Origin of the sequence: Tunturibacter empetritectus (genome assembly GCF_040358985.1) — a bacterium.
Lineage (GTDB): Bacteria > Acidobacteriota > Terriglobia > Terriglobales > Acidobacteriaceae > Edaphobacter > Edaphobacter empetritectus.
Genome location: NZ_CP132932.1, coordinates 568,485 through 594,377, shown reverse-complemented (window position 1 = coordinate 594,377; position 25,893 = coordinate 568,485). Strand labels below are relative to the sequence as shown.

Annotated in this window: 26 protein-coding genes; 7 read left to right on the top strand and 19 right to left on the bottom strand. The window is 60.2% G+C overall.

The window, feature by feature from the left end; all coding sequences use genetic code 11:
- The first annotated feature begins 5 nt into the window (after nucleotides 1–5).
- On the top strand, nucleotides 6–938 hold the full coding sequence (gene fmt, locus RBB75_RS02340; RefSeq protein ID WP_179639174.1) for a methionyl-tRNA formyltransferase: 933 nt from the start codon (nucleotides 6–8) through the stop codon (nucleotides 936–938).
- The gene (locus RBB75_RS02335; RefSeq protein ID WP_353069391.1) at nucleotides 935–2,317 is read left to right on the top strand and encodes a transcription antitermination factor NusB; all 1,383 of its coding nucleotides are present in this window, start codon (nucleotides 935–937) and stop codon (nucleotides 2,315–2,317) included. The genes fmt and RBB75_RS02335 overlap by 4 nt, the downstream gene beginning before the upstream one ends.
- A gap of 312 nt (nucleotides 2,318–2,629) precedes the next feature.
- Here the strand turns inward: RBB75_RS02335 and RBB75_RS02330 are convergent, their stop codons facing one another.
- From RBB75_RS02330 to aroB, 12 genes are all read right to left on the bottom strand, one after another.
- Entirely contained in the window at nucleotides 2,630–3,397 is a 768-nt protein-coding gene (locus RBB75_RS02330; protein ID WP_179639172.1) for an SDR family NAD(P)-dependent oxidoreductase, read from the bottom strand.
- Nucleotides 3,398–3,691: 294 nt separating this feature from the next.
- A complete protein-coding gene (locus RBB75_RS02325) occupies nucleotides 3,692–4,531 on the bottom strand; it encodes a PASTA domain-containing protein (protein ID WP_353069390.1) in 840 nt (279 codons plus the stop codon).
- Between the two features lie 227 nt (nucleotides 4,532–4,758).
- Nucleotides 4,759–7,095 carry a TonB-dependent receptor gene (locus RBB75_RS02320; RefSeq protein WP_353069389.1) on the bottom strand — a complete coding sequence of 779 codons (2,337 nt, stop codon included), beginning with the start codon at nucleotides 7,093–7,095 and terminating at the stop codon, nucleotides 4,759–4,761.
- Nucleotides 7,096–7,206: 111 nt separating this feature from the next.
- Nucleotides 7,207–7,587, bottom strand: a complete 381-nt coding sequence (locus tag RBB75_RS02315; protein WP_353069388.1) for a hypothetical protein — start codon at nucleotides 7,585–7,587, stop codon at nucleotides 7,207–7,209.
- A gap of 88 nt (nucleotides 7,588–7,675) precedes the next feature.
- On the bottom strand, nucleotides 7,676–9,292 hold the full coding sequence (locus RBB75_RS02310; protein WP_353069387.1) for a Na+/H+ antiporter: 1,617 nt from the start codon (nucleotides 9,290–9,292) through the stop codon (nucleotides 7,676–7,678).
- A 265-nt stretch (nucleotides 9,293–9,557) separates the two neighbouring features.
- Complete coding sequence (locus tag RBB75_RS02305; RefSeq protein ID WP_353069386.1) at nucleotides 9,558–11,012, bottom strand: cation diffusion facilitator family transporter; 1,455 nt, start codon at nucleotides 11,010–11,012, stop codon at nucleotides 9,558–9,560.
- Nucleotides 11,012–12,394: an MFS transporter gene (locus RBB75_RS02300; RefSeq protein ID WP_353069385.1), complete on the bottom strand. Its 1,383-nt coding sequence runs from the start codon at nucleotides 12,392–12,394 to the stop codon at nucleotides 11,012–11,014. The genes RBB75_RS02305 and RBB75_RS02300 overlap by 1 nt, the downstream gene beginning before the upstream one ends.
- Before the next feature lie 143 nt (nucleotides 12,395–12,537).
- On the bottom strand, nucleotides 12,538–12,966 hold the full coding sequence (locus tag RBB75_RS02295) for a type II toxin-antitoxin system HicB family antitoxin (protein ID WP_179639166.1): 429 nt from the start codon (nucleotides 12,964–12,966) through the stop codon (nucleotides 12,538–12,540).
- Between the two features lie 9 nt (nucleotides 12,967–12,975).
- Nucleotides 12,976–13,152 carry a type II toxin-antitoxin system HicA family toxin gene (locus RBB75_RS02290; protein WP_353069384.1) on the bottom strand — a complete coding sequence of 59 codons (177 nt, stop codon included), beginning with the start codon at nucleotides 13,150–13,152 and terminating at the stop codon, nucleotides 12,976–12,978.
- 60 nt (nucleotides 13,153–13,212) lie between these two features.
- Nucleotides 13,213–13,986 (bottom strand): bifunctional demethylmenaquinone methyltransferase/2-methoxy-6-polyprenyl-1,4-benzoquinol methylase UbiE, encoded by a 774-nt coding sequence (gene ubiE / locus RBB75_RS02285; protein WP_353069383.1) that lies wholly within the window; start codon nucleotides 13,984–13,986, stop codon nucleotides 13,213–13,215.
- A gap of 34 nt (nucleotides 13,987–14,020) precedes the next feature.
- The gene (locus tag RBB75_RS02280; RefSeq protein WP_353069381.1) at nucleotides 14,021–14,347 is read right to left on the bottom strand and encodes a hypothetical protein; all 327 of its coding nucleotides are present in this window, start codon (nucleotides 14,345–14,347) and stop codon (nucleotides 14,021–14,023) included.
- A 165-nt stretch (nucleotides 14,348–14,512) separates the two neighbouring features.
- Nucleotides 14,513–15,631 carry a 3-dehydroquinate synthase gene (aroB, locus tag RBB75_RS02275; protein WP_353069380.1) on the bottom strand — a complete coding sequence of 373 codons (1,119 nt, stop codon included), beginning with the start codon at nucleotides 15,629–15,631 and terminating at the stop codon, nucleotides 14,513–14,515.
- A 226-nt stretch (nucleotides 15,632–15,857) separates the two neighbouring features.
- On the opposite strand from aroB, the gene nadB reads away from it, so the two are divergent.
- Both nadB and RBB75_RS02265 read left to right on the top strand, forming a co-directional pair.
- Nucleotides 15,858–17,444: an L-aspartate oxidase gene (gene nadB / locus RBB75_RS02270; protein WP_179639162.1), complete on the top strand. Its 1,587-nt coding sequence runs from the start codon at nucleotides 15,858–15,860 to the stop codon at nucleotides 17,442–17,444.
- Between the two features lie 51 nt (nucleotides 17,445–17,495).
- Nucleotides 17,496–17,747, top strand: coding sequence for a hypothetical protein (locus RBB75_RS02265; protein WP_179639161.1), 252 nt, complete (start codon nucleotides 17,496–17,498; stop codon nucleotides 17,745–17,747).
- Between the two features lie 25 nt (nucleotides 17,748–17,772).
- Here the strand turns inward: RBB75_RS02265 and RBB75_RS02260 are convergent, their stop codons facing one another.
- The 4 genes from RBB75_RS02260 to RBB75_RS02245 all read right to left on the bottom strand — a co-directional run bounded on the left by RBB75_RS02260 (nucleotide 17,773) and on the right by RBB75_RS02245 (nucleotide 20,644).
- A complete protein-coding gene (locus RBB75_RS02260; RefSeq protein WP_353069379.1) occupies nucleotides 17,773–18,330 on the bottom strand; it encodes a PepSY domain-containing protein in 558 nt (185 codons plus the stop codon).
- Between the two features lie 206 nt (nucleotides 18,331–18,536).
- Nucleotides 18,537–19,091: a PEP-CTERM sorting domain-containing protein gene (locus RBB75_RS02255; RefSeq protein WP_179639159.1), complete on the bottom strand. Its 555-nt coding sequence runs from the start codon at nucleotides 19,089–19,091 to the stop codon at nucleotides 18,537–18,539.
- A gap of 301 nt (nucleotides 19,092–19,392) precedes the next feature.
- Nucleotides 19,393–20,313, bottom strand: a complete 921-nt coding sequence (locus RBB75_RS02250) for a TerC/Alx family metal homeostasis membrane protein (protein WP_353069378.1) — start codon at nucleotides 20,311–20,313, stop codon at nucleotides 19,393–19,395.
- Between the two features lie 127 nt (nucleotides 20,314–20,440).
- Nucleotides 20,441–20,644 carry a hypothetical protein gene (locus RBB75_RS02245; protein ID WP_179639157.1) on the bottom strand — a complete coding sequence of 68 codons (204 nt, stop codon included), beginning with the start codon at nucleotides 20,642–20,644 and terminating at the stop codon, nucleotides 20,441–20,443.
- A 207-nt stretch (nucleotides 20,645–20,851) separates the two neighbouring features.
- Between RBB75_RS02245 and RBB75_RS02240 the strand changes: the two genes are divergently transcribed.
- Nucleotides 20,852–21,394, top strand: coding sequence for a DUF3761 domain-containing protein (locus RBB75_RS02240; RefSeq protein WP_179639156.1), 543 nt, complete (start codon nucleotides 20,852–20,854; stop codon nucleotides 21,392–21,394).
- A 223-nt stretch (nucleotides 21,395–21,617) separates the two neighbouring features.
- On the opposite strand, the gene RBB75_RS02235 is transcribed toward RBB75_RS02240, so the two are convergent.
- Genes RBB75_RS02235 through RBB75_RS02225 form a run of 3 tightly spaced genes read right to left on the bottom strand, consistent with a single transcriptional unit; the run spans nucleotide 21,618 to nucleotide 23,906 of the window.
- On the bottom strand, nucleotides 21,618–22,568 hold the full coding sequence (locus RBB75_RS02235; protein ID WP_179639155.1) for a M28 family peptidase: 951 nt from the start codon (nucleotides 22,566–22,568) through the stop codon (nucleotides 21,618–21,620).
- Entirely contained in the window at nucleotides 22,565–23,353 is a 789-nt protein-coding gene (gene tatC, locus RBB75_RS02230; RefSeq protein WP_179639154.1) for a twin-arginine translocase subunit TatC, read from the bottom strand. Before tatC ends, RBB75_RS02235 begins: the two co-directional genes overlap by 4 nt.
- Nucleotides 23,346–23,906: a Sec-independent protein translocase subunit TatA/TatB gene (locus RBB75_RS02225; RefSeq protein WP_353069377.1), complete on the bottom strand. Its 561-nt coding sequence runs from the start codon at nucleotides 23,904–23,906 to the stop codon at nucleotides 23,346–23,348. Before RBB75_RS02225 ends, tatC begins: the two co-directional genes overlap by 8 nt.
- 345 nt (nucleotides 23,907–24,251) lie before the next feature.
- On the opposite strand from RBB75_RS02225, the gene nadA reads away from it, so the two are divergent.
- Nucleotides 24,252–25,406, top strand: coding sequence for a quinolinate synthase NadA (gene nadA / locus RBB75_RS02220; RefSeq protein WP_353069376.1), 1,155 nt, complete (start codon nucleotides 24,252–24,254; stop codon nucleotides 25,404–25,406).
- Nucleotides 25,403–25,834, top strand: coding sequence for a DUF2203 domain-containing protein (locus RBB75_RS02215; protein ID WP_353069375.1), 432 nt, complete (start codon nucleotides 25,403–25,405; stop codon nucleotides 25,832–25,834). Before nadA ends, RBB75_RS02215 begins: the two co-directional genes overlap by 4 nt.
- Nucleotides 25,835–25,893 lie beyond the last annotated feature (59 nt).

Below are 25,893 nucleotides of genomic sequence, written 5' to 3'. Positions count from 1 at the left end.
TCAAAATGAAATTGGTTTTTTGTGGCACGCCGGAGTTTGCAGTACCTACGCTTGAAGCGGTGATTGCTGCGGGGCATGAGATTGCTCTGGTGGTGACGCAGCCGGATCGTGCGGCAGGGCGGGGGCTGGAGGTTCATGTTCCTCCGGTGAAGCAGGCGGCGTTACTGCATGGCTTGACAGTGGTGCAACCGGAAAAGATCAAGAACAATCTGGAGTTGCGCGGGTGGCTTGAAGAGATTAAGCCTGATGCGATTCTGGTGGTCGCGTATGGGCGGATCATTCCGCAGTGGATGCTGGAGCTGCCGCGGTTTGGGAACATCAATCTGCATGGGTCGTTGTTGCCGAAGTATCGCGGGGCTGCTCCGATTCAGTGGGCGGTGGCTTGTGGAGAAGTAGTGACGGGCGTTACGACGATGCGGCTGGACGCGGGGCTTGATACGGGCGATATGCTGTTGGCGGCGGTGTGCCCGGTGGGGCAGGAGGAGACGGCGGTGGATGTGTATGGATGTCTCGCACCGCTGGGCGCGGAGTTGATGGTGGAGACGCTGAGACGGTTGGAGGCGGGAACGATCTGTCCCGAGGTGCAGAACCATTCGCTGGCTACGCTTGCTCCTATCTTGAAGCGAGAGGATGGGCTGGTAGATTTTTCTCGCTCGGCGAAGCAGATCTATGACAGGTGGAGAGGGTTTCAACCCTGGCCGGGTGCGCATACGACGCTGCGGGGGAAGAAGCTGATTGTGGCGAAGATGAGAGTTGGGAGTGGGCGTACGGTTGTTGCGGGGGAGCTACTGGTGGATGGGGAGCAGATGCTGGTTGGGTGCGGGGGTGGGACGATGGCGGAGCTGCTTGAGGTACAGATGGAAGGGAAGAAGCGGGTGAGTGCGGCGGAGTTTTTGCATGGGTATCAGGTGAAGAGCGGCGAACGGTTGGGGATATGAAGAAGCAGGGCGCAGGGCTCAGGGATCAGGGGGTAGATGGGACAGCCAAGGTTGGGCCTGCGCGGAAGAGGCCGGTGTCGGCTGGGCCTACGGCTTCGGTGGAGGCTGCGGTTGCGAAGATTACGCCGGCTCGGCTGGCTGCGTTTGAGATTTTGAAGCTGGTGGGAGAGAACAAGGGGCATAGCGACGAGTTGCTGCATTCGGCGCGGGTGGATGGGTTGTCGCCTGAGGATCGGAACCTGACGACGGCGTTGGTGATGGGGGTGTTGCGGTGGCAGATAGGGCTGGATGCGCGGGTGCGTGGGTTGTTGCAGAGGCCGGAGCAGAGGCTGGCGGAGCCGGTGGCGATTGCGCTGCGGTTGGGGGCGTTTCAGTTGCTGCACCTGGATAAGATTCCTGCGCATGCGGCGCTGAGTGAGAGCGTGGAGCTTTGCAGGGCGGCGGGGGAGCCACATGCGACGGGGATGGTGAATGCGGTGCTGCGGAAGTTGGCGGCTAAACCCACATCTCAAAATCGAGATGTGGGGCACCCGGATCTTCGCTCTGGGCGTACGGTTCCGTTGCATGAATCGGTTGCGGCGTTTGCGGAGAGGCTGGGGCATCCGCGATGGCTGGTGGAGCGGTGGGTTGCGGCGTATGGTCGTGAGGCGGCGTTGATGATCTGTGAGGCGGATCAGCGGGAGCCTGCGAAGGGTGGGATGTTTGTGGAGCGGGGTGGGGATTGGCCGGTGATGGATGATGGGTCGCGGCTGGTGGCGGAGATTGCTGCGGCGGCAATGCCTGAGGCGAAGCGGGTTTGGGATTGCTGTGCTGCTCCGGGTGGTAAGACTTTGATTTTGGCGAAGCGACTTGGTAGTGCAGAGATTGTGGCTAGTGATGTGAGTGCGAAGCGGCTGGCGCAGACGGAGGCGAGGCTGCGGCGTTATGCGTATGCGGAGCGGGTTGGGTTTTCGGTTGCCGATGCGGCGGATGCCAAAAGTGTCACCGGGGAGTTTGATCTGATTCTTTGCGATGTGCCCTGCTCGGGGACCGGGACGATGGCGGGGAATCCGGAGATTCGGCATCGGCTGAAGGTGGAGGAGTTTGTGCGGCAGGCGGAGAGGCAGAGGTCGATTTTGACGGGGGCTTTGAAACGGCTGGCTCCGGGGGGACGGTTGGTTTATTCGACTTGCTCGCTGGAGGCGGAGGAGTGTGAGGGGGTGGTGGATGCGGTGGTTGGCGCGGGTGGTGTGGTTAGGGTTCCGGTGGATGGTGTGATGGTGGAGCGTGGGGTTCTGAGTGGGGAGATGGGGTCGGCGGTGCGGGATGGGGCGCTTCGGACGCTGCCTGGAGTGCATGGGGGTGATGGGTTTTATGCGGTGATTCTGGAGCGGGCTTAGACGATTCGCGAACGATATTAACTGGGAGAAGTGAAGGGCGGTTCGCGCGTGGCGCGAATACCCCCACCCTATCGCGATGAGACTGCGAAAGGATGGGGCACCCGGCACCCGGCGGATGACGAAAGCAAACCCCAGGGGCTAAAGCCCTCGTCTTTGGCGGGTTTGATTGCCAAGGCTAAAGCCTTGGCCTACCTAGAAGCAAAGGCTGTTCTTTACAGACCTCTCTTTACAGACCCTCCAAAATGACTTAGGCAGAGTTGCCTGTAGTTTCTGAGGTCGAGGCCTTCAACTATTTTCCATACGCGTTTGCTTTTAGATCCAGCCGCCGTCGATGATGTGACTTTGATTGGTGATCGCTTCGCTGTCGTCGGCGGCGAGGAAGAGGACGAGGCGGGCAACGTCGTCGGGCAGGAGGTGGCGCTTGAGGCATTGGCGGCTGAGGACCTCTTGCTCATACTCTGGGGACATCCACAGTTGATGCTGGCGCTCGGTCAGGATTGCTCCGGGCAGGACGCAGTTGACGCGGATTCCCGCTGGGCCCAGATCGTGTGCAAGGGAGCGCGTCATGCCGACGATGGCGGCTTTGGCTGTGTTGTATACGGGGAGGCGGTGGCCTGGAATCATCCACGAGATCGAACTGAGGTTGATGATGGAGCCGCTGCCGATCGCTTTCATCCCTTCCGCCACGGCTTGTGCGGCAAAGAACTGATGTTTGAGGTTGACTGCCATTCTTTGGTCCCAATATTCGGGCGTTACGTTGGCAAAGTCGTGGCGGTCGTCGCTGCCGGCGTTGTTGACGAGGACCTGGGGCGCGCCGAGGCTGCGCGAGATCTGCGCGATCGCCGATTGCAACGTTGGGATGTTCGTTAGATCGCAAGGCAGGAAGAGTGGGCGGTGCGCGCAGTGGGGTGCGAGGCGCTCGACCAGGTTTGTGGATAGCTGCTCGGCGATATCGAGGAAAGCTACTTTGGCGCGTTGCGACGCGAAGTGTTCGACGAGGGATGCGCCTATGCCTGAACCTCCGCCGGTGATGAGCACCACGCGGTCTTCGAGGCTGGGGTAGGTGGCGAAGTTCGACATCAGGTGGCTAACCTCCGATGCGTTGTGCTGGGCAAAAGCCGATTTTAGTGTGGGTGTGAGGAAGGCAACCGCAGATTCCCTTCGGGAATGACAAATAAGAGGCACGGCAGACTCACCCAACTACTACTTTTGCTCCAAGGAAATTCTGATTAAGTATCCAGCATTCCCCCAGCGACTAAAGTCGCGCTGCTGTGGTTAGACTGGCGGCGGGACTAAAGTCCAGCCCTTTCAAAAGCAGGACTTGATCAGGAGTTCTCTAAAAAACTGTGATGCGTGTTTCGCGCAGCAGAATGATTAGTCGGTGAGGGTGATGTGGACTGGGTCGCCTTTGACGACGCGGTGGCCGGCGGGCGGGGTTTGCGCTATGACGGTGCCGATGGAGGAGACGGTGCGGGCTATGGGCTCGGTGAAAGATGGCGTGGTGGCGCTGGGTGGGGATTGCGGCGTGAGTGGGGCGGCTTCTGCTGAGGCTGAGTTTAGGTTGAGGTCTTCGGCGCTGGCGATGTGGAGGCCGGCGGATGCTGCTCTTGCGGCGGCGGCGGTGAGTGTGAGGCCGGCGAGGGAGGGCATGACGAAGGCTTCGGCGGAGGTTGCGGTTTCGGGGTCGCTGAGAAGGAGGCTGACGCGGGGGCGGTCGACGCCGATGGCGTTGGGGTTGGGGGTTTGGGCGATGACGGTGCCGGGTTCTCCGGCGGATGGGATGTGGGCGACGGCGCCTAGTTCGAGGCCGAGGCGGCGGATGTTGATGGTGGCGGTGCGCTCGGTTTGGTTGAGGAGGTCGGGGATGGCGACTTGCTGGGCGCCGAGGCTTTCGGTGATGCGGACGGGCCACTCGCGACGAACGGTGAGGCCGGGGGCGGGGGATTGGGCGAGGACGCGGCCGGGTGGGGTGTTTGGGGAGTAGAAGCGGTTTTCGAGGCTGAGGACGAGGCCGAGGGAGCGGGTCTTCTGGCTGGCTTCGGAGAGGGTGAGGCTGGTGAGGTCGGGGACTTTGACCTCGTGGCCGTGGATGGCGAGGCGCATGGTGATGAAGGCGGAGACGAGCGCGACGGTGAGCATCGCGAGGGCTCCCAGGACGATGTTGAAGAAGCGGTTGATGCTTCGGGTGACTTTTCTGGGGATTCGGAGCTTCATGCGTTTTTTGAGTATATCTTTGTCCTGCCGGACGGGCGCCCTGCGCGGGCAGCGGTCACTTCGTGACTTGTGTACCTTGTCCTGGTGGGATGAGCGGCTTGGGTCCTCGCGATGCTCGGGCCGACCAGCGGGAGGACTTTGGTTGATGACGGCGGCACGACCGGTATACGCGTCACGAAGTGACCGCCCCACGCGTAGTGGGTCCGTCAGGCAGGACATATCTTCTCTCAGTATTTGAAGCGGTAGCGGAGTTCGGCGAAGATTTCGCGCGGGTCGTTGTAGTGGAAGCCGCCGAAGGTGAGGCTATTGTCGAGCAGGACGCGACGGTTGGCTACGTTGGTTGCAGTGACGGAGGCAGTTAGTTTTTCGGTGAAGGTTTTGCCGAGGGAGAGGTCGAAGGTGGTGTGCTCGGGGAGGTAGGGGTTGGGGTAGCGTGAGTCTGCAGGCGGGCCGTCGGGATTGAAGCCGCCGTTGACGAAGCCGGAGCCGTAGTACAGGTTGGTGGAGGCGGTGGTGTGGAAGGGAAGAGTGGCGTTGAAGCCGACGTTCAGGGTGTTGCGCTGGTCGTGATCGACGGGGGTGTAGGCGGAGTCGACGTCGCACTCGGCGGAGGTGGGAGGAGAGCAGATGAGGCCGCCGATGATGGCTCCGCGCTGCTCGGCGATCTGGTTGGAGTAGGCGAGGTGGAACTGGCCGAGGTTCCAGAGATGCGGGCTGCGGAGGCTTAGCTCCCAGGCGCGGACGAGGGCTCCGTCGACGGTGACGGGAAAGTAGATGCTGGAGTCGCCGATGTTGGAGTGGTCGAGGAAGTTGTTGATGCGGGTCTTGAAGGTGTCGGCGTCGAGGAGCCAGCCGTGGAGGGGGATTTGTACGCCGAACTGATGCTCTTCGTCGCGCTCGCCGTGGAGCGGGGAGAAGCTGGTGCCGGAGCTGAGGGCGAAGTTTTGCAGGCTGCAGGTTCCGTTGGCGATGGCGGCGGCGGTGCAGCCGAAGGTGAGTAGCGGTGGGGGTTGGTAGAAGCGGCCGTAGAAGCCGCGGAAGACCCAGTTGAGTTTGGGGATGCGGAGGGCTACGCCGAAGCGGGGGGCGGTGTAGTTCTCGGTGAATTCGGCTTGAAAGTGGGTTTGGCGGAGGCCGGCGATGAGGGTGAGCCAGGTGGTGGGTTTGTAGTTGTCGGAGATGAACTCTTCGATGACGCCGCCTGAGGCTGAGTCGGGTGTGGAGAAGGCGGGCGTGTTGGTGCTGTCGTTGAAGATGGCGCCGAAGAGGTAGTTGTCGTGCTGACCGAAGGAGTAGAGGCCGGCTTGGAGGGTGTTGCGGGTGGGCTTGCTGGGAAAGACTTCGGTGGTGATGTTGGCTTGTGCGCCGGCGTAGGTGGAGCTGCGGTCGGAGGTGGTGGCTACGGGGATGTCGTTGGGGTTGGATTCGTAGTCGGCGCGGTTGTAGTGGAAGAAGGGTGAGACCTGGAGGACTGTCGCGGGGTTGAAGGTGTGAAGCCAGGAGAAGGCTACGGTGCCGTCAAGCTCGTGCTGGCCATCGCGCAGGCCGCTGGATTGAAACTGCTGGTTGCCGGGGCTGTTGGGGTCGGGGTCGTAGGAGATCTGAAAGTAGTCGGCGCGGAACTGGGTGATGAGACGGAGCTGGTCTTTCGGGGTGCGGTTGTAGAGGAGGGATGCGAAGCCGCCGTAGCCGTTGGCGGCGTCGTGGATGACGACTCCTGTGGGTGGGGAGAGGCCGTAGTCGCTGCGGTTGCCGGTGAGGCTGGCGTAGTAGGCGAACTTCTCGGTGTGGTCGCCGAAGTTGAGCTGGTCGTTGGTCTGGAGGAAGCTGCCGGCGCTGAGGATGAGCTCGGCCTGGCGGTTGCGCTCGAAGCCGGTGCGGGGGACGACGTTGAAGACGCCGTAGGTGCGGTCGCCTACGTCGGAGGTGTAGCTGCCGCGCTGGACTTCGATGTAGTCGATGTCCTTGGGGTCGATCTGCGCGCCGAGGTTGGAGGCGATGTTGGTGTTGGGGATCTGGACGCCGTCGAGGAGCCACGAGACCTGGTGGCCGCCGCGCATGTGGAGCATGTCGTGGGTCATGTAGGCGCCGGGGACGTAGTTGGTGATCATGGCCATGCTGTTGGTGCGGTCGGCGCCGGGGGTTTGTGCGATGTCCTGACGGCTGATGAGGGTGGTGGGGGTTACGGTGTTGACGTTGGCGGTGTTGAGGTCGGTAGTGACGCTGGTGGTTTGTTCGATGGTGCCGATTTGGAGTTCGATGTGGAGGATGGGTGCGGTGTCGGAGGCTAGCGTGAGGGATTGCTTTGTGGTGTCGAAGCCGGGTTGCGAGATGGTGATGGTGTAGTCGCCTAGGGGGAGAGAGGGGAGGGTGAAGGAGCCGTCTTGCGCGGTGGTGGTGGATCTGGTGAAGGCGGAGTTGGCGGCGTGGAGTTCGATGGTTGCGCCTGCGATGGGGCGGTGCTGGGGGTCGTGGACTACGCCGTGGAGCTGGCTGAAGATGGTGGCTTTAGTGGTGACGACGCTGAAGAAGCACAGGAGACAGAGTAGAGCGAGCTTGCGCATAGGATTTTTCCTCGTCAGAGACGCTGACGGAGTTCAGACTGCGTAACGGGACGGCAGAGCGACGTGCCCTCGCGAATGGCGGGAGGTTATGTCGGCTGCTGGTCGGGTCGCTTAGAGGGAGTAGGAGGGAGGGCCGCGTTTTTGGCGGGAGCGATCGAGAGCCACGCGGGCGCGGGCTTCAGTCTGGGTTGTGACGGAGGGCTGGCTGACGATCTCTGCAAAGAGGAGGGAGGCAGCGTGGGACGAGAGATCTCCGTGCTGGATTGAGGTGACCGCGGCTGGATAGGACGGGCACTTCTGCGGGATCGTGGAGACATTGATCCCTGAGCTTGAGGACTCCGCTTGCTGCATGTTCCTCATGCAGTGATGTGCGCCGTTCCGTCTGCAACAGGCCGGCAGATTCGCTTGACTGCCGGCGGTAAGAGCCAGTAGCGGCGAGATCAGCGGGGAGCTGAAGAGGAGTAAGAGCGTGATGCCGATTAAGCGTCGCACGGTTTCATTGTAGCGGAGGTTTGTCAGCGCAGTGTCATGGGATGGGTCATCTTTGATGAGAGTGCATGTTCAAGTGGGGATGAGAGTCTCAGGGATGGATCATCGAGCCGGTGTGTACGCGGCTCTCGGCCAGATCGAGCTCTCGCTGCAGGGTGCGCAAGACTTCATCGTCGATCTGCTCCTCATCTCGCAGTCTGATCAACGCTTCGCGTTCGGCCTGCAGCGCGGTCAGAATTGCGTCGTTTCGTCGAGCCTGATGGATAAGCCCGGTCGCCGACCGCTCGCGTTCGAGGGGCATGGCGTCAAGTCGTTGCTGGTATCGATCGATCAGCTCCTGAAAGAGTGGGGATTGGTCTCGATTCTTCGATCTGGTGCGATGCAGATGCATGATTGCTTCAGTCGCGAGGACGCGTCGAGCCTCTTGTTCTTCGCGGTTTGTATGCCCCGACTCGGAGAGGCCCATGATTCGAATCAGCCAGGGAAGTGTCAGGCCCTGCACCACCAGCGTTGCTACGATCAGGCAGAACGCGAGATAGATGATCATGCTGCGCTGAGAGAAGGTTCTGCCTCCTGGAAGAGCGTAAGGGAGCGAGATGGCTGCTGCGAGCGACAGCACACCGCGCATGCCGCCCCACCCGATGACAAACACCTGCCGCGGCTGCGGTGGTTTTACGTCCAACTTCCGGACCCATCGCCGGAGCCCGTAGGCGACGTAGGTTTCTGCGAAGACCCAGGCTATGCGCAGACAGATCATCAGGGCAGAGAAGCCGATTCCGTATTCAAGGAGAACCGGGCGGCTCATGCCAACGATCTGCCCGACGACATAGGGGAGCTGAAGTCCGATGAGAACGAAGACGATGCCGTTGAGGATGAAGGTCAGTGCATCCCAGACAGCGGTCGTCTGCAGGCGGACCTGGGGCGACATATACTCGGGACTTTTGCGGCTCATGTACATGCTGCAGGCGATGACGGCCATGACCCCGGAGACCTGCATGCGGGCTCCCAGGAGGTAAGCTCCGTAGGGTGCCAGAATGCTGATGACGATCTCGATGGGGCCATCGTCGACCCATCTTTCAAACCACGCTACGACAGCTCCGATGGCCAGGCCCACGGCTACTCCACCGCAGGTCAGGAAGACGAGTTGACCGAGTCCTTCAATGACTGACGGCGTTCGGCCTGTGACCAGCATGGTGAGGCCGAATTGCAGGGCGAGGAGGCCGGTGCCGTCGTTGACGAGGCTTTCGGCTTCGAGGATGTCGACGATTCGTTGCGGAAGGCCCACTCTTCGTGCGATCGATGTGGCTGCGATGGCGTCAGTGGCCGCGACGACCGCACCGAGCAGCACGGCGGACTTCCAATCGAACCCTGGCAGGAGAGAACCCGCGACTACGGCGAGTCCTACGATGGTGAACAGCACCAAGCCTACGGCGAGCATGGCTATGCTGACAAAGTTGCGCTGGAACTCTCTCCATGACAGGGTCCATGCCGCTGAGTAGAGCAGAGGAGGAAGGAAGACGAGAAAGACCAGGTCGGGATCGAGGCCGATGCGTGGCATGCCGGGTAGAAAGCTCAAGAGCAGGCCGGCGATGACGAGCAGGATCGGATACGGCACTTTGAGTCTTCGGGCCAGCCCGGCAAAGACGGCTACGAAGACGAGAAGGAGAAGGAAGACCGCTTGTACGGCATGCACTCCGCCACCCATCATCGAGCGAGCCCTCGGATGCGAGGTGCTGGCGCTCTGCTAATCGCGATGGGAAGGGAGGGCATGGGCCATTATCTCGCGCTTATGGTAATTCGCCTGACGGTGCAGAAACTGCAAACGCAGATTCCCTTCGGGAATGACAAACAAAAGAGCTAAAGCGACTCCACACCAACTGAGGCGTTGCTCAAGTGGGTAGAGAGAATTAAGACGAAGGTGCGATAACGTCACTCGTTTGGTTAACCCGGTTGGAAGACCATCAGAGGGCAAGTCAGCGGCGGTTGTCGGTGGCGGGCTCGGGGTGGATGAGGAGGCGGGAGACTTCGGGGCAGTCTAGTTTGAAGGCGTTTTCGAGGGCGGTAATGATCTCGTGGACCTTCGACATGGGGAGGTCGTCGGGCAGGGTGCAGTGGCAGTTGACCTGGATGCGGTCGACTCCTGTGTTGTGGGCCCGGGTTACGAAGACCTCGTGGATGTCAAGGATCTCCGGGAAGGCCTGGGCTGCGCGGCGGAGGCGGACTTCGAGCTGGCGGTCGCGCTCGAGGGAGGCGGGACGCTCGATGGTGGCGGGTTCGCTTTCGATGTGGGTGAGGATGGTGGAGATCTCGGGGATCTCACGGCGGATGTCGGACTCGAGTTGGGTGACGAGCGCGTGGGCGGCGCTGAGGGACATCTTCTCGTCGACTTCGAGGTGCTGCTCGACGTGGAGCTCCTGGTTGTACTCCTGCACGGCGACGTCGTGAATGGCGAGATTGGAGCGTGCGGCTACGGCGCGGATGCGGTCGTGGAGGCTTTCGGCGAGGGAGGCGGTGGGGATGGAGTGGACGACGACGTCGGCGCCGGGGAGATGGCGGCGGACGGCGGCGGTAGCGGCCATGGTGATCTGCTCGGAGCGCTGGAAGGTGAGATTGCGGGGGAGGCCGAGGGTGAGGTCGGCGAAGTAGTTGGGGCCGGCGCGGCGGGTGCGGATGCGGTCGACGGAGAGGACGCCGTCGATGGCTGCGATGTCGCGGGTCATGTCGCGGGTTTGGGCGCGGGTTTCGATGGGGGTGGCGTCGGTGAGGGCGTCGATGGTGCGGCGGGCGAGGTTCCAGGTGACGTGGAGGATGATGCCGGAGACGAGGATGGCGGCGATGGGGTCGGCTAGCTCTAGCTGGGTGATGTGGAAGCGCTCGCCGATGTAGCTGGCGGTGAGGCCGAGGAGGACGGCGATGGAGGACCAGATGTCGGTGCGGAAGTGGATGGCGTCGGCTTCGAGCGCTTCACTTTTTGTTTCGTCTGCGATTTTTTTGAGCTTGCCGGAGCGGGTGTAGTCGACGGTGATAGAGAGGAGAAGGACAACGAAGGGCCAGATTGAGAAGTTGAGGGCGAGGTGCTGGCGGTGGGCGATGCGGCGGACGGCTTCGGTGAGGATCCAGACGCAGGAGCCGAGCATGAGGACGGACTCGATTGCGGCGGAGAGGCTTTCGATTTTTCCGTGGCCGTAGGTGTGGTCGGCGTCGGCGGGGCGGTCGGAGACCTGGACGGAGAAGAGGGTGATGGCGGCGGCGATGAGGTCGATGCCGGAGTGGGCGGCCTCGGAGAGCATGCCGAGGGAGCCGGTGAGCAGGCCGGTGAGGAGCTTGAGGAGGGTGACGGCGAAGGCGGCGAGGACGGAGAAGAGCGCGGCGGAGCGCTTGGCGCTGTGTGGGGTGGCGGCTTGTTCGGGCTGGGCCGTTGTGCTCATCAGGAAGATGGTACAGGGTTTTCGGGGCTGAGGGTTTGGCTTCGGAGGCGCGTTTGGGCGCGGAGATAAAACATGATGAGGGCGCCGAGGAGCATGGGGATGCTCATGAGGAGGAGGCCGCGTTGGTAGTCTCCGGTGAGATCTTTGGCGAAGCCTACAAAGTAAGGGCCGAGAAAGCCGCCGATCATGCCGATCATGTTGAGGGTTGCGATGCCGGCGGCCGCGGTTCGTCCATGAAAGAAGCTTCCGGGCAGAGACCAGAGGGGACCCTGCATGGCGTTGTAGGCGATGATGATGGCGCCGATGGCGACGACGACGTTGATGGGATTGGTTGAGAGACCGCAGGCGAAGAAGCCGGCCGAGATGAGGAAGGCCCAGGGGATGATGTGCATGTAGCGGGGATAGATACTGTGTGGCGTCCGGCGCTGGACTCGGTCGGAGTAGATGCCGTTGATCAGCATGGCGGCTGCACCGAGGAGGCTGAGGATTGCGATGAGGTAGCCGACCTTTGACGTGCTGAGGTGGGTCGCTCGCTGGATGATGTCGGGAGCGACAAAGGTGTAGGCGTAGGAGGAGGCAAGCATCAGGAGCATGAAGAGGCCAAGCTGCCAGACGCGGGGATCAAGGAGGGCTGCGCTTAGATTGTGGCTGCGCTGGCCGCTTAGAGAAGGATCGTTGTGGACGTGGTCGAGGATCCAGGCGCGCTCGTCTTCGGTGAGCCACTGAGCCTGCTGCGGGCCGTCGGGGAGCAGGTAGAGGAAGACGATGCCTAGCAGGATGGGAGGAATGCCTTCGACGAGGAAGAGCCATTGCCAGCCGCGGAGGCCGAGGCGGCCGTCGAGGTTGAGAAGTGCGCCGGCGATGAGTCCCATGAATACGAAGCTGAGCGGCAGGGAGATGTAGAAGCGGCTGATGGCGCGGGCTCGGAGTTCGGAGGGGAACCACTGCGTGAGATAGAAGATGACTCCGGGGAAGAATCCGGCTTCGGCGACACCGAGGAAGAAGCGCGCGGTGTAGAACTGCCAGGGAGTGCGAACGAAGAGCATGGCCATGGCAAGGATTCCCCAGGTGACCATGATGCGGGCGAGCCAGCGACGTGCTCCGAAGCGGTAGAGGAGGAGGTTTGAGGGGATCTCGCAGGCGGCATAGCTGAGAAAGAAGAGGCCGGCGCCGAAGCCGTAGGTGGTGGCGCTGAAGTGAAGATCGCGGTTCATCTGGAGGGAGGCGAAGCTGATGTTGATGCGGTCCATATAGGCTGCGCCGTAGCCGAGGGCGATGAGAGGGATGAGATGGCCGGTGGCTTTGCGCATGGCGGATGCGCCGATGGCTGCGTCAGGGGAGACTAAAGGCCCGTCGAGGATGGGGGGCTGCGTCGAGGCCATTGGAATTTCGTCTCATTGACCGAAGTTGAAGCAAGGCCGAACGAACAACGTAAAAAAAGAGTTATATCGAGCTAACTGCTGAAGTGTCGATTGAATCCGTACTGTCTTTTCTTTGGTAGTCGAACGGTGACTTGCCGGGAGGTTTAGGCGGCCAAGTCGTTTGCAGCGCTGATCTGGAGTGTTTTGCCGAGTGCCTTCATCGCGTCTGCAATGCCGTCAATCTTGGACGTGTGACGGATATTGGTAAGCCGGTTTATCTCCTGAGGCGTCGTATGCAGCCTTCTTGCCAGTTCCGCCGGTCTTACCTTTTGCCGCAGCATTTCGTTTAGCAGAAGCACCTTCGCCGCGAGACTGACGGGCAATTCCACGTATCGCTGTTTGCGCTTAAGCAGGGAAGGGCTTGGAACGATGCGGTTTTCTTCGAAATAGAAGTCCAGCGCTGTCTCCAAAGCTTCTTTTGCGGCATGGAGCGCCTGCTCTTCTCCTTCGCCCTGCGTGATCGCTTCGGGAATATCAGGAAAGGTCACGAGAAAGAACTTTCCATCCTGCTTCAGTTTGATTGGATATCGCATGCTCCCCTCCTATTTGAGACCCAACTGCTTCTTGATTGCAGCAACCAGACCGGTGCCGAGTTCTTTGTTGTGCATCGGAAGAACAGATTGCTTTCCGTTCAGCGTGACCTTAAGATGGGACCCTTTTCCTGGCTTGAAGAATGCTCCTTGATCTGAGAGCCAACGCTTGAACTCACTACTCTTCATGAATGCTTAGAGTAAACAATTTTGCTTATATTGGCAAGTAGGATTGTCGGCTCTCAATTGTTAGGGCTTGGTGGCGTGGTAAAGGCCGACGACACCGAAGGTGTAGCTGGTCCAGGTGGGGTTGGTGAAGCCTGCGGCTTTGAGGAGTTGGAGCATGCGGGGTGGGCGGGGGAAGCGCTCGACTGAGGCGTTGAGGTAGCTGTAGGCGCGTTCGTTGCCGGTGATGAGGCCGCCGAGACGGGGCAGGATGGATTTGAAGTAGATGTTGTAGAGCGCGCCGGTGAGGCCTTCGGGCTGGTTGCACTCGAGGATGCCGAGCTGGCCGCCGGGGCGGAGGACGCGAAGGATTTCGGTGAGGCCTTCGTGGTAGTTGGCGAGGTTGCGAAAGCCGAAGGCGGAGGTGACCAGGTCGATGGAGGCGTCGGCTAGGGGGAGGTGGAGGGCATCGGCTTCGATGGGGGTTACGTTGTGCGTGCCGAATTTCTTGATGCCGAGGGCGAGCATCTGGTGGGAGAAGTCTACGGCGAGGATGGGCGCTGCGCCGGGGGTGGTGGGGCGATGTTTGAGGAGGGCCATGGTCATGTCGCCGGTGCCGCAGCAGAGGTCGAGGGTGACGGCTTCGGGGTGCTGGAGGATGGGGCGGAAGAGGCGGGCGGTGCGGGTCCACCAGGTGCGATCGATGCCGGCGGAAAGAAGGTGGTTGGCGCGGTCGTAGGCGGGAGCGATGGTGTCGAACATCTGCTGGACGGAGGTGGCGGCGGCTTGCTCGGTGGTGATGCCGGCGGGGCGGGCTCCGGTGGAGCGTTCGTGTTCGGGTTTTAGATCGATTGTCACTTTGCTTATGTTAGTCGTTCTTCAAAGGCCATTTTTAGGATAAGAACGATTTCATGGTTGGCAGCCACGAGGCACCTTCGTACCACGCGACATCAATGTATTCATCGTGAGAGGCGAAAAAATGGAAGTCAGTGGTTGTGCTTGCTCCAGCAATATCGAATAGCGAAATCAATGAAAGATGAAGAATGTTGCGAAATTCATTCGCCTCAGAAGAGGTAAAAATATGAAAGTGAGCGTCATTCAAGAAGCGCTGCTCTCCAAGGTAGCGTCGGTACGCGTAGAACAAGTCCATGTTCGTTGACGACGGCCATACGTTCCAATCAGTGATGTCCAAACAAGCAACTGACGCTTCGCTGGTCATAAGGTAATCGGTAAGCATCTTTGCGTATGCGCATCGCCTCCCAACGTCGGTCGTTACTTCAGATCGCGAGACCTGCGGTTCAAGGCGGGTAACTTTACCGCCGAGTCCATGTTTGGTTAAGAATATTGTTGCTTCCTCTTCCGTAAGCACGTGCATAGATGAAGTCTAACGGCTACGTATCTGTTGGCGCATGAGGGTGAGCATGGCGTTGGTGGCGGTTAGGAGTTCGGGTTCGGTGATGTTGCGGACTATTTCTACTTTGCCTATGGCGGTGGGTAGGACGAATGAGCGGATGCCGCTGCGGTTTTTCTTGTCGCGGGCGGTTAGGGCTACTAGTTTTTCGGCGGTGGCTTTGAACGGGGGAAGCGGGCCGTAGCGGAGGATCAGATTTACGATGCAGTTCGCGTCTTTTTCGCTGATCGTGTTGCGAGCTACTGATACGCTGAGTGCCGCGATGGAGCCCCAGGCTACGGCTTCGCCGTGGAGGAGCTGCTTGTAGTTGGTGGCGGCTTCGATGGCGTGGCCGATGGTGTGGCCGAAGTTGAGGATCATGCGGAGGCCGGACTCTTTTTCGTCCTGGCTGACTACTTCGGCTTTGACTCGGACGGAGGCGGCTACTACTTTGGCTAACGGTGTCGGGTCTGCGTTTCTTTTTGTGCTCAGGATGGCTTCGGCGTTTTGTTCCATGTAGCGGAAGAGCTTTGCGTCGTAGATGACTCCGGCTTTGATGGACTCCTGGAGGCCGGCGCGGAGTTCGGCGGGTGGGAGGGTGCGGAGGAGGTCGGTGTCGGCGAAGACGGCTTGCGGGTGGTGGAAGCTGCCGATGAGGTTTTTGCCGGTGGCGAGGTTGACTCCCGTCTTGCCGCCGATGGAGGAGTCGACTTGGGCTAGAAGCGTGGTGGGGATTTGAACGTAGCGGATGCCGCGCATGTAGATGGCGGCGAGGAAGCCGGTGATGTCGCCGATGACGCCGCCACCGAAGGCGAGGAGGAGAGCGTCGCGGTCGGCTCCTGCGGTGGAGAGTTGCTGGGCGAGGGATTCGACGCTGGCCATGCGCTTGTGGCGCTCGCCTGCGGGGTGGAAGAGGACGGTTGGAGGTTCCTTAAAGCTGGCTAGGAAGGGCTTGGACCAGAGGGCCCAGATGTTGGGTGAAGTGATGATGAAGGGGCGAAAGGGTTTGCCGGGGTTTAGTTTGCGGAGGCGAGAGTGGAGGGTGGTGAGGAGGTTTGGGGCTATCGTGACGTTGTAGGTGGCCGAGGGCGTGTTGACGGGGATTACGGGCACGGTTTCTTCATCGTATCGTATCTATTCTTTGTCCTGCCGGACGGGCCCACTGCGCGTGGGGCGGTCACTTCGTGACTTGTATACCGCTTCGCGTGGCGCGAGGGAAGCTGATTCCGACCAACGGGAGGACCACGCGAAGCTTTAAAAAGACGTGCGAACGCCCGCCCCACGCGCAGTGGGCCCGTCTGGCAGGACCTATCTTTCTAGACTCCGGTAGCATTGAGAGATGGAACGGTTTGACTTTTTGGTGATAGGGGCAGGGATTGCAGGGTTGAGTGCGGCGATTCGGTTGGCGGAGACGAGCACGGTACTAGTGGTGACCAAGGAAGAGCTGGCGGAGTCGAATACAGCTTATGCGCAGGGTGGAATCGCGGTGGCGATGGGAGGCGAGGAAGATGTCGCACTGCATCTTGAGGACACGATGGCGGCTGGCGATGGGCTGGTGAATCGTGAGGCCGCTGCGGTGTTGGTGACCAAGGGGCCGAAGCGTGTGGAGGAGCTGCTGGAGTGGGGGACGGCGTTCGATCGCTATCCGACGGACAAGAACGGGGTGGAGGGCGAGTTGATGCGGACACGCGAGGGGGCGCATAGCCTGTCGCGGATTCTGCATGCGAATGGAGATGCGACGGGGAAGGAGATTGCGGTGTCGCTGCTGCGGCATGTGCGGGAGATTCCCTCGATCGAGTTGATGGAGTGGGCGACCAGTGTGGATCTGCTGGTGGAGGGTGGTCGCGTGGTGGGGGCTACGCTGCTGGATGGCGAGGGTGGCCTGAGGGTGGTGCGGGCTGGGGCTGTGTTGCTGGCCAGCGGCGGGGCGGGGCAGGTCTATAGCGATACGACGAACCCTGCGGTGGCTACGGGAGACGGGATTGCGATGGCTTACCGGGCGGGTGCGGCGGTGAGCGATATGGAGTTCTATCAGTTTCATCCGACGGCGTTTATTGAGCCAGGGGCACCGCGCTTTTTGCTGAGTGAGGCGCTGCGGGGCGAGGGCGCTACCCTGGTGAATGCGAAGGGGGAGCGGTTTATGGAGCGGTATCATCCGCTGCTGGAGCTGGCTCCGCGGGATGTGGTGGCGCGGGCGATTACGCGGGAGGGCATGGATGGGCCGGTGTATCTGGATATGCGGCATGTGGCTTTGAATCCGACTGGGAGTCCGGGCGCGACGGACTTGCAGAGGCGGTTTCCGGGGATCTCGAAGTTTCTGGCGAAGTATCGGCTGGAGTTGGGGAGGGATCTGGTTCCGGTGCGGCCGGCGGCGCACTATCTGATGGGTGGGGTGAAGACGGATGTGCAGGGAAGGACGACGCTGCCGGGGTTGTATGCGGCGGGCGAGGCGGCCTGTACGGGGGTGCATGGAGCGAATCGGCTGGCGAGCAACTCGCTGCTGGAGGGGCTGGTGTTTGGGCCGCTGGCGGCGGAGACGATGGTTGCGGAGACGTCGTTGGCCGAGCTTGATGCAAGTGCTTCGGTAGTGGCTTCCAGTGGGGGTGTGACGCCGGAGGCTGCGACGGAGCGATGGATCAAAGAGCTGCGCGATCTGATGTGGAAGTACGCCGGGCTGCTGCGGGATAAGGCTGGTCTGGAGCAGGCTAAGCGTGGGTTGGATGCGTTGGGGACGGCTATGCCGAAGGGGCTGACCCGGCGGGCGGTGGAGGCCAGGAATCTGCATGTAGTGGCGGAGCTGATCGTGACGTCGGCGCTGGGGCGCGAGGAGAGCCGGGGAGCACATTTTCGGAATGACTTTCCGCTGCGGGATAAGGTTGCGAAGCACTCGGTGATGCAGAATGGGAGGCTTGAGTTTGTTGCTTGAGATGGGGCGGGTTGTTTTGGGGATAGATTGGAAGCGGATAGAGGTTCAGGCTTGAGCCGGGGGCACGGTCTTTCGCGATTGGTGGCATCGATTGTGGGAGCGGGGTTGAGTTTTTGCGTGGTCGCGGTGGCGATCTATTGCAAGGTTGCGGATGTCAGGGAGAATGGACTCTTCCATGGCGGCCCGGAGGCGCTGGCAGCGGCGATGGCTGGATTGTTTGGCGGCGGGATCGTTGCGGTTCTGGTCCTGGTGTTTCTTCTGCGTTGGGGGAATGGCAGCGAACGACGGGAGTTGGAGCCGTGATGTGGCTGCGACTTTAGGGGCGTAATTACAGGATAGTTAGAAGTATGGGAATGACGACACCGGCAATCAGGATAGCGGTGATGAGACCTCTGTTGCGGATGTACTTGTAGGACATGTAAATGCCCGAGATGGTCGAGATAAAGAGACCGATGGAGACGAGAAGAAAGAAGATCTTCAGGGGCAGGGTGTTGTGTGACTTTGGTGCGGGTGCGTCTGATGATTGGGGCGATGGGCTTTGCGCCGGCTGCGTGCCAGTGATGGGAGCAGATTGAGATTTGACAGGTTGCTTGTCGGCGCTGTTGTTTGAAGGCTTGTCTTGTAATTTGGCTGAGGAATTTTCTGGGGATCGCTCTGGTGGGGGGAGTTTTCTTAGGGGAACGACGGTGGTCTGCTTCTTGTGGATCTGGCCCAGCGTCACGGCCCAGGAGGGCGGTTTGTAGCTGCTGCCGCGCGTGGTTTCATGGAGGCTGAAGGTTTGGAGGGCTCCGGTAAAGGCGAAGAAGAGCAGGGCAGGTGCAATAAAGACCCCGAGATAGAGATGGACAAGTCTGGTGTACTTCAGGGCGGAATGAGAAGAGGACATTAAGTCTTTTTACACAAGGAATTGAAATACGACAAGTTCAGTCCTAGTTGGATCCGGGTTTCAGCAAGATTTGTCTTGTCTGGTCGATTTTGAGGGAAAAGGGGATGGATCGCGTGGCGATGGATTGGATGAAAAAAAGCGGGCCGCCAGATTTGACGGCCCATAAGTTTGCCTTGAGCTAACGTGGTTTGCTGTCGGAAAACACTTTAGGCCGTCGCGAATTTGCGGCGGACGGTAGCGGCTGCGCCGAGCAGGCCTGTGGCCATGAGGCTCAGTGTGCCGGGTTCCGGGACGGGGCTGTTCGAGGAAGGATTGGTGAAGTCAAATGAGCCTGAACCTGCTCCGATGCTGCCGTCGAAGTTGACTCCGGCTACGCCTCCTGCCACGTTGGCGCCGAGGCCGAGAAAGGTCCCGACAGTTATGTCACCGAGGGTGGCATTGGTAAAGGAAAATGCAAGGCTTTGGCAGGGAGCTGCGTGGTTGAAGACGACGGTTACGGCGACGCAGGCCTCGGTAACGTTTAGAACACCAAGTACTCCTGAGACGTCTGCGTAGCTTGCGGTGAAGGTTTCGAGACTGGTGCTGAAGATGTCTGTGCTGAGCTTCGTGAAGCTGAACACCTCGGCGTCACCGATGACGATTGGGGTAATGATTTGATCACCGGCACCGGCATTAATGATTGCGGAGATTGAGTCGGCGTGAAGGGCGGATGGGATAAGGGCGAGAGTAACCAGAGCGAGAAATGCGGCAGGCGATTTCATAGGTGTGACTCCTTATACCTGTGGTTATTGCAAGTCCCTGGCCAAAGACTATTTATCGCCAAGAAATAGGAAACTCTGGTTTTAGCGGTGTTTCTGAACTACTTGCCAGGATTTCGCATAACGGCGGAGGGCGGATCTTGGATTTGAGTTCGTATGGAATTTTTTTCGGAGTCTAGTCTCCGGCTGCCTTTAAGTGGAAAAAATTTTCCACTTAAAACTGCAAATTTACCCCATTCCCGCCGACGGCAGCTCTATCAAGAGTCCGCGCAACGCAAATTTTCCCTATAAATTCAATGCTTTATCAGGCCACGGAGCGCTTTTTTGGGAGGAGTGAGAGAGCGATGGTGATTCCGAGGATGGCTACGATCGCGACGAGCGAGAGCAGGGGACCGATCTCGATCCAGTGGGCGGCGAGCATTTTGAAGGCTGCGAAGGCGAGGACCGCGGCGAGGCCGTAGTGGAGGAAACGCAGCTTGGCGAGCAGGTGGGCGAGGAGGAAGTAGAGAGAGCGAAGACCCATGACGGCCATGATGTTCGAGGTGTAGGCGAGGAAGGGCTGGCGGGTGATGGAGAGGACGGCGGGGATGGAGTCGAGGGCGAAGACAACGTCGGTGAGTTCAATGGCGATGAGGGCGAGGAAGAGAACGGTGATCATGCGCTGGCCGCTCTCGAAGACGAAGAACTTGTCCTGATGGAGGCTAACGGGGTGGAGGCGGGAGAGCCAGGCGATCCAGCGGGGCGTCTCGGTTTGTGGCTTTTCGGCGCCTGGGAGGACGAGGCGAATGGCGGCGAGGAGCAGGATCGCAGCGAAGAGGTAGCTGACCCACTCGAAGCGGGCAAGGAGGCCGAGGCCGGCGGCGATGAAGGCTCCACGCATGAGGATGGCGCCAAGGACTCCCCAGAAGAGAGCTTTGGGCTGATGGGCAGGTTCGATCTTGAAGACGCGGAAGAGGAGGAGGAAGAGGAAGAGATTGTCGATGGAGAGCGACTCTTCGATGGCATAGCCGGCGAGGTACTGGGTTGCGGACTGGCTGCCCATGGAGCGAAAGAGGAAGAGGGCGAAGGCGAGGGCGGCGGCTACCCAGAGGATGGTGGCGGCGACGGAGGTGGATTGGGTTTTTGAGGGGCCCTGGCGGCGGACGTATAACAGCTCGGCCCCGAGGAGGATGAGGATGAAGAGGTGGAAACCTATCCAGTGGCTGATGGGGGTCGCGGCGAGCATCTCATTTGGATGCTACAGGGCGCGGGCTGGAGCTTGCCTGGAGGGTGGATCAATTTGGGGGGCCGAGCTCGTCTGGGGAGGGTTTGACGGAGCTATTACCTGCTGTATTGCAACTACAGAGCGCTGGCTAGTGGGCGCCGGCGACCATGGAGTAGACCGTGTAGACGATAATTGCGAGCGCCATCCACAGGAGGGAGGAGAGAAAGAGGCTGCGCGCGATATCGAGGACATGATGGGTCTCGAGGAAGCCGTCTGCATTGTTTTGACGAGCGGTGCGGGTGGTGAGTTCTCTGTATCGGTTGTGAATGTCTGCGTACGATGGTGTCTGCATGGTCCCTCCTATCGGCCAAGACTAGGGGGAACGTTAGCCTGGAGACTATCCCTCGAATGCAGTAGTTTGTAACTCGTTTGGGTGATAATTGGTCTGTTTTTTCGAGACGATGGAACTGGTTTTCGGCGGTTTTTGGTGACAGCTGAGGCGCGATGGGGTAGGATTTGGCGGTATTCGGGCCACCTAAATCAAACTACTGGAGATGTTATGAAGATTTCGATGTGTTTAATGGCGGTTGCGGTGGGGCTGGTCGGGACACAGATGGCTGCGGCTCAGGCAGCGGCACCAGCGGGATCTACAGGCATGTGCAAGGACGGAACCTACTCGACGGCTGCGAGTAAAGCCGGGGCTTGCCGGGGACACCAGGGGGTGAAGGAGTGGTATGCGGCTTCGACGGCGAAGGCACCCGCTGCTGCTGCGGCTGCACCTGCTGCTGCACCTGCGGCCAAGACCGCTTCGGCAACTGCTCCTGCTGCTGCGGCGACAACTGCACCCGCGGCTGCGGCTGCATCTGCGTCGGCTTCGTCGGGTGGTACGTCCGGAAAGATGTCTCCAGCGCAGAAGGCTGCGGCTCGTCCGCTGGCTGCGGGCGGCGGTCCTGGCCTGGTGTGGGTGAATACGTCGAGCAACGTCTACCATTGCTATGGGACGGACTTCTACGGCAAGACGAAGGAAGGCGCTTATATGTCTGAGGCTGATGCCAAGGCTAAGGGCGCTCATGGGGACCACGGAAAGAGCTGCACGAAGTAGAGACTGTCCTGCCGGACGGGCCCGCTACGCGCGGCGCGGTCACTTCGTGACGTGTATACCTTTCCTCGGGTTAGTGAAAGATATGCGCCCTCCCGTTGGTCGGAATAAGATTTTCATCCCGACCAACGGGAGGACCGGCATCTACGGCTCACCGCGACAAGGTATACGAGTCACGAAGTGACCGCCCTCCGCGCAGGAGGGCCGTCCGGCAGGACACTATCTTTTAGGGGCGCTGGTTGATTAAGCGGATCATCTCGAGGAAGATGTCGCCGGAGATCTGCAGGGAATGGGCGCTGATCTTGTCGAGGGTGTCCTTGTCGGTGTGGTGGTAGCCGTCGGGGAGGGCTGCGGTGAAGGCGCCGTAGTGGGCGTCGATCACATCGAGGACAGGTACGCCGCGTGCCGCGAACGGGAGATGATCATCTTCTTCGGCCTCGCGGTATTTGAAGATGCTGGCGGAGTGGCCGGTGTTTTTGGCGGCGACTTTTAGCAGGTCGAGCAGCCACGGGGTGGAGTTTTCTACGTAGTCAATGTTGAGATCCTTGTCGGCGATCATGTCGGCGACTAGGAGAGCTTTCATTTTGGAGAGGGTGCCGTCCTGGGACCATTTGGCGGCGAGGTGACGGGTGCCATAGAGGGAGTCGGCGGTGGACCACTTGCCGCTGACGGACTCTTCTCCGTCGTCAAAGACGAGCCAGATGGAGTAGCCCTCGGGCGGGTGGGCTCGGAGGACGCTGGCGATTTCGATGAGCAATGCGCTGGTGGCTGCGCCGTCGTTCGCGCCGTAAAAATCGATGTCGCGAAGGTAGTAGTTGGTCTCGTAGTGAGAGACGAGGACGATGATGCCGTCTTTTTTGCCTGGAAATTTGGCGATGTAGTTGGTCATCGTCTGGAGGCCGGCGGGGGTGGTGGCGGTGAAGGTGTCGGCGACGAAGTTTCCCTTGGCGGCTTCCGGGGCGAAGTGCTGCTTGAGGAACTCTTCGGCCTTGGCGTGGCCGGGAGAGCCGTTGAAGCGTTTGGGAGCTACGTCGAGGAGCTGTTTGGTGAGGTTGTAGGCAGCTTGTCCGCTGAATTGAGGGGAGGCGGCTCTCTGGGCGTTAGCTTTTGGGGCATTGATTGCAGATGCAAGGAAGGCGAGAAGCAGCGCGAGGAAAAGTGGTCGGCGTCGGGTCATGCGGCTTTACTGGCCTCTTTGGGTTTGCGACGGGATGGATGGACAAAGTACGCGACGCCTACGCCGAGCAGATAGAGAACGAGCATGGGACTGGCGAAGAGGATCATGCTGAAGGGGTCGGGCAACGGACAGATGATGGCCGAGATGAGGAAGATGACGAGAATGGCGTAGCGGATGTGCTTGATGAGGAACTTGGCGTCGACGATGCCGAAGAGCGAGAGGAAGAAGATGAGGATTGGCAGTTCGAAGCAGATGCCGAGGCCGAGTATGACGGCGAGGAAGAACTGGGTGTAGTCCTCGATGGTGAGGATGGGGTGGAATCTCTTGCCGAAGTCCAGGACGAGGACTTTGATGGCGCCGGGGAGCACCCAGTGATAGCCGAACCACGCTCCCGCCATGAAGAGACCGATGGTCGCGCCCATGAAGGGAAATACGTAGCGCTTCTCGTTGGCGTACATGCCGGGCGAGATGAAGAGCCAGAGCTGGTAGAGGATGAAGGGCGAGGCTAGGATCGCGCCACCCAGCAGGGCGGTCTTGAGGTAGAGATTGAGACCGTCGGTGGGGTGGGTGAAGTTGAGTGCGATGTGGAGGTCGTCGAGTGGTTTCTGGACGAGGCCGTAGAGCCGCTCGTGAAAGGCGTAGGCAACGGCGAATCCGATGAGCAGATAGACGGTGGCATGGATGAGGCGCTTGCGGAGCTCGGTGAGATGCTCCATCAGGCTCATGCCGGGGAGTTCGGCGCGGTCGGTGACTGCGGCGCGAACGCTGTCGACCAGATCAGCCATGGTGGGTGGCCTCGCTGGTGACTACTTCGGCTGCTGGTTCAGGCTCGGTGGCGTGGGGGATGGCGTCTAGGACAGGCGAGAGGGCCGAGTTGCTGACAGGAAGGCCGGTGGAGGGTGGCATGAGATTGAGGTCACCGGAGGTTGCAATGGGAAGCGGCGCGGGAATCGCGGGCGGCATGTGTGGGTGGTCTTCCACCAACTCCTGGGTGAGCTGGGCGATGCGCTCGGGGGTTACGTCGGAGGTGGAGGCTTCGGTGAGTGCGGGCGGTGCGATGGTGTTCTCGCCGTCGGCTATGACGGGTGCGGTAATGGCTGGTGTGGCTATAACTGGGGAGACGGGGGCGGCGGCCTCCATGGCGGCGATCTTTTTTCGCTGCTCTTCCTGGTCAGCGACGCGGAGCTCGTCTTCCATCTGCATGCGAAATTCGTTGGAGGCACGACGGAACTCGGCCATGAGCTTACCCAGTTGGCGGGCGAGCTCGGGCAGCTTCTTCGGGCCGAAGAGAAGCAGGGCGAGGAAGAAGATGACGGCGCTGTCCTGAAAGCTAGGCATAAGTCAATCCCATGATACGGCTTACGTGTTGGTGGAACAAATGGATGGAGCGCTTTGATGCTGTTGTAAGATTTCCAGTGTAGGCAGCAGGATCGTTCGAAGAAAAGCGCATCTTTTGATTCGAGAGTGTGTCTAATTGTACGAACGAGTGATCTGACGGATCACGAGTGATGAAGTGGTAGGAGTTGCAACACCCCCGTGGGTTGGGTGACGGTTTGAGACCGGCACAGTGAATCCACTGCGACTCAAGCAGTGCATGCTTTCAACATCCCCGTCTCAGAGGCGAAAAGACGGTATCGGCCTAGCCGGTGCCAGACGACCTTGTGAGACTGAAGGCGGAGTACTTTGAACGGACTATTGGAGATCGCACCGGCTGCGGCCGTGGCGGAGAACGTTGCAGATTCGTGTTCTTTAGACAACTACCTTTCACAGCCAGACCATACGATGGACGCCCGGATCGCTGCTGCGCGCGAGAAGCTAGGCAAAGATGTTGTTTTGCTCGGCCATCATTATCAGCGAGATGAGGTAATTCGTTTTGCGGACTTTACCGGGGACAGCTACAAGCTTTCGAAGGTCGCCGCCGAGACGGATGCGAAGTACATGCTCTTTTGCGGCGTGCACTTTATGGCTGAGACGGCGGATGTGCTGGGGCGGCCGTGGCAGCAGGTGATTCTGCCGGACTTGAATGCGGGCTGCTCGATGGCCGATATGGCGGAGATCGGGCAGGTGGAAGACTGCTGGGATTCGTTGGAGCGCGCGGGCATTACCGATGAGGCTTCGGGTGGGTTGATTCCTCTGACTTATATGAACTCGGCTGCTGCGATTAAGGCTTTCTGCGGCGAGCGGGGTGGGTTGGTGTGTACGTCTTCGAACGCTCGTGGCGTCTTTGAGTGGGCGTTTGCACGTGCGGGGAAGATTCTCTTTCTGCCGGATCAACATCTGGGACGGAACACCGCGTTTGCGATGGGGATTCCGCTAAGCGAGATGGTGGTCTGGGATCCATATCAGATTAATGGCGGAGTTAGCCCCGACCGGCTGAAGGCGGCGAAGGTGATTCTGTGGAAGGGACACTGCTCGGTGCATCAGAGGTTTCTGCCGGAGCATGTCGATCGCGTGCGCCGGGAGGAGCCGGGGATGCAGGTGATCGTGCACCCGGAGTGCCGGTGGGAGGTCTGCCAGAAGGCCGATGATGTGGGTTCGACCGAGCACATTATTCAGGCGATTGAGCGTGCGCCGGAGGGTTCGAGTTTTGCGGTTGGGACGGAGATTCACCTCGTCAACCGGCTGGCGAAGCGGTTTGCGCCGCTGGGCAAGCGGGTGATTACGCTCGATGACTCGGGCTGCCTGTGCACGACGATGTATAGAATTTCGCCGCAGCATCTGGCGTGGGCTCTGGAGAATCTGGTTGAGGGACGGGTTGTGAATCGCATCAAGGTGGATGATGATGTGAAGCAGTGGGCGCGTGTTGCGCTGGACAGGATGCTGGAGATCAGGATTTGAGTAAGACGTTTACGTTGGGCGAGGCACAGACGTTGCTGCCGGTAGTAGAGGCTCTGCTGAGAAAGGCTCGGGAGGGACAGGCCCGGGCCGCGGAGTTTGAGTACGAGATGCAGCAGTTGAGCCATAGGATCTTTCTCTCGGGTGGGATGCATGTGGATGTGAGCGTCGCGGCTCGACGCCGAGCGGAGCGGGATAAGGCAGTGCAGGTGGCCAAGGATACGCTGTCTGAGATCGACTCGATCGGGGTGCAGGTGAAGGATCTCGAGGAGGGGTTGCTGGACTTTCCTTATGTGATGGATGGGAGAACAGTGTTGCTCTGCTGGAAGCTGGGCGAGCCGACGATTGCCCATTGGCACACCGAGGAGGAGGGGTTTGATGGGAGAAAGCCCCTGGATTCACGGTTCGGCAAGACGGAGCGGCTGAACTAGATTTGGGTCAAAAGATTCCTCTTCTGTGGATAACTAAATTTATCGGACGATAATCTTTA

Bases quoted from the DNA above. Each gene is read 5' to 3' on its own strand.
- fmt (WP_179639174.1), top strand. From the start codon at position 6: ATGAAATTGGTTTTTTGTGGCACGCCGGAGTTTGCAGTACCTACGCTT.
- RBB75_RS02335 (WP_353069391.1), top strand. From the start codon at position 935: ATGAAGAAGCAGGGCGCAGGGCTCAGGGATCAGGGGGTAGATGGGACA.
- RBB75_RS02330 (WP_179639172.1), bottom strand. From the start codon at position 3,397: ATGTCGAACTTCGCCACCTACCCCAGCCTCGAAGACCGCGTGGTGCTC.
- RBB75_RS02325 (WP_353069390.1), bottom strand. From the start codon at position 4,531: ATGAAGCTCCGAATCCCCAGAAAAGTCACCCGAAGCATCAACCGCTTC.
- RBB75_RS02320 (WP_353069389.1), bottom strand. From the start codon at position 7,095: ATGCGCAAGCTCGCTCTACTCTGTCTCCTGTGCTTCTTCAGCGTCGTC.
- RBB75_RS02310 (WP_353069387.1), bottom strand. From the start codon at position 9,292: ATGATGGGTGGCGGAGTGCATGCCGTACAAGCGGTCTTCCTTCTCCTT.
- RBB75_RS02305 (WP_353069386.1), bottom strand. From the start codon at position 11,012: ATGAGCACAACGGCCCAGCCCGAACAAGCCGCCACCCCACACAGCGCC.
- RBB75_RS02300 (WP_353069385.1), bottom strand. From the start codon at position 12,394: ATGGCCTCGACGCAGCCCCCCATCCTCGACGGGCCTTTAGTCTCCCCT.
- RBB75_RS02295 (WP_179639166.1), bottom strand. From the start codon at position 12,966: ATGCGATATCCAATCAAACTGAAGCAGGATGGAAAGTTCTTTCTCGTG.
- RBB75_RS02290 (WP_353069384.1), bottom strand. From the start codon at position 13,152: ATGAAGAGTAGTGAGTTCAAGCGTTGGCTCTCAGATCAAGGAGCATTC.
- RBB75_RS02280 (WP_353069381.1), bottom strand. From the start codon at position 14,347: ATGACCAGCGAAGCGTCAGTTGCTTGTTTGGACATCACTGATTGGAAC.
- nadB (WP_179639162.1), top strand. From the start codon at position 15,858: ATGGAACGGTTTGACTTTTTGGTGATAGGGGCAGGGATTGCAGGGTTG.
- RBB75_RS02260 (WP_353069379.1), bottom strand. From the start codon at position 18,330: ATGTCCTCTTCTCATTCCGCCCTGAAGTACACCAGACTTGTCCATCTC.
- RBB75_RS02255 (WP_179639159.1), bottom strand. From the start codon at position 19,091: ATGAAATCGCCTGCCGCATTTCTCGCTCTGGTTACTCTCGCCCTTATC.
- RBB75_RS02250 (WP_353069378.1), bottom strand. From the start codon at position 20,313: ATGCTCGCCGCGACCCCCATCAGCCACTGGATAGGTTTCCACCTCTTC.
- RBB75_RS02245 (WP_179639157.1), bottom strand. From the start codon at position 20,644: ATGCAGACACCATCGTACGCAGACATTCACAACCGATACAGAGAACTC.
- RBB75_RS02240 (WP_179639156.1), top strand. From the start codon at position 20,852: ATGAAGATTTCGATGTGTTTAATGGCGGTTGCGGTGGGGCTGGTCGGG.
- RBB75_RS02235 (WP_179639155.1), bottom strand. From the start codon at position 22,568: ATGACCCGACGCCGACCACTTTTCCTCGCGCTGCTTCTCGCCTTCCTT.
- tatC (WP_179639154.1), bottom strand. From the start codon at position 23,353: ATGGCTGATCTGGTCGACAGCGTTCGCGCCGCAGTCACCGACCGCGCC.
- RBB75_RS02225 (WP_353069377.1), bottom strand. From the start codon at position 23,906: ATGCCTAGCTTTCAGGACAGCGCCGTCATCTTCTTCCTCGCCCTGCTT.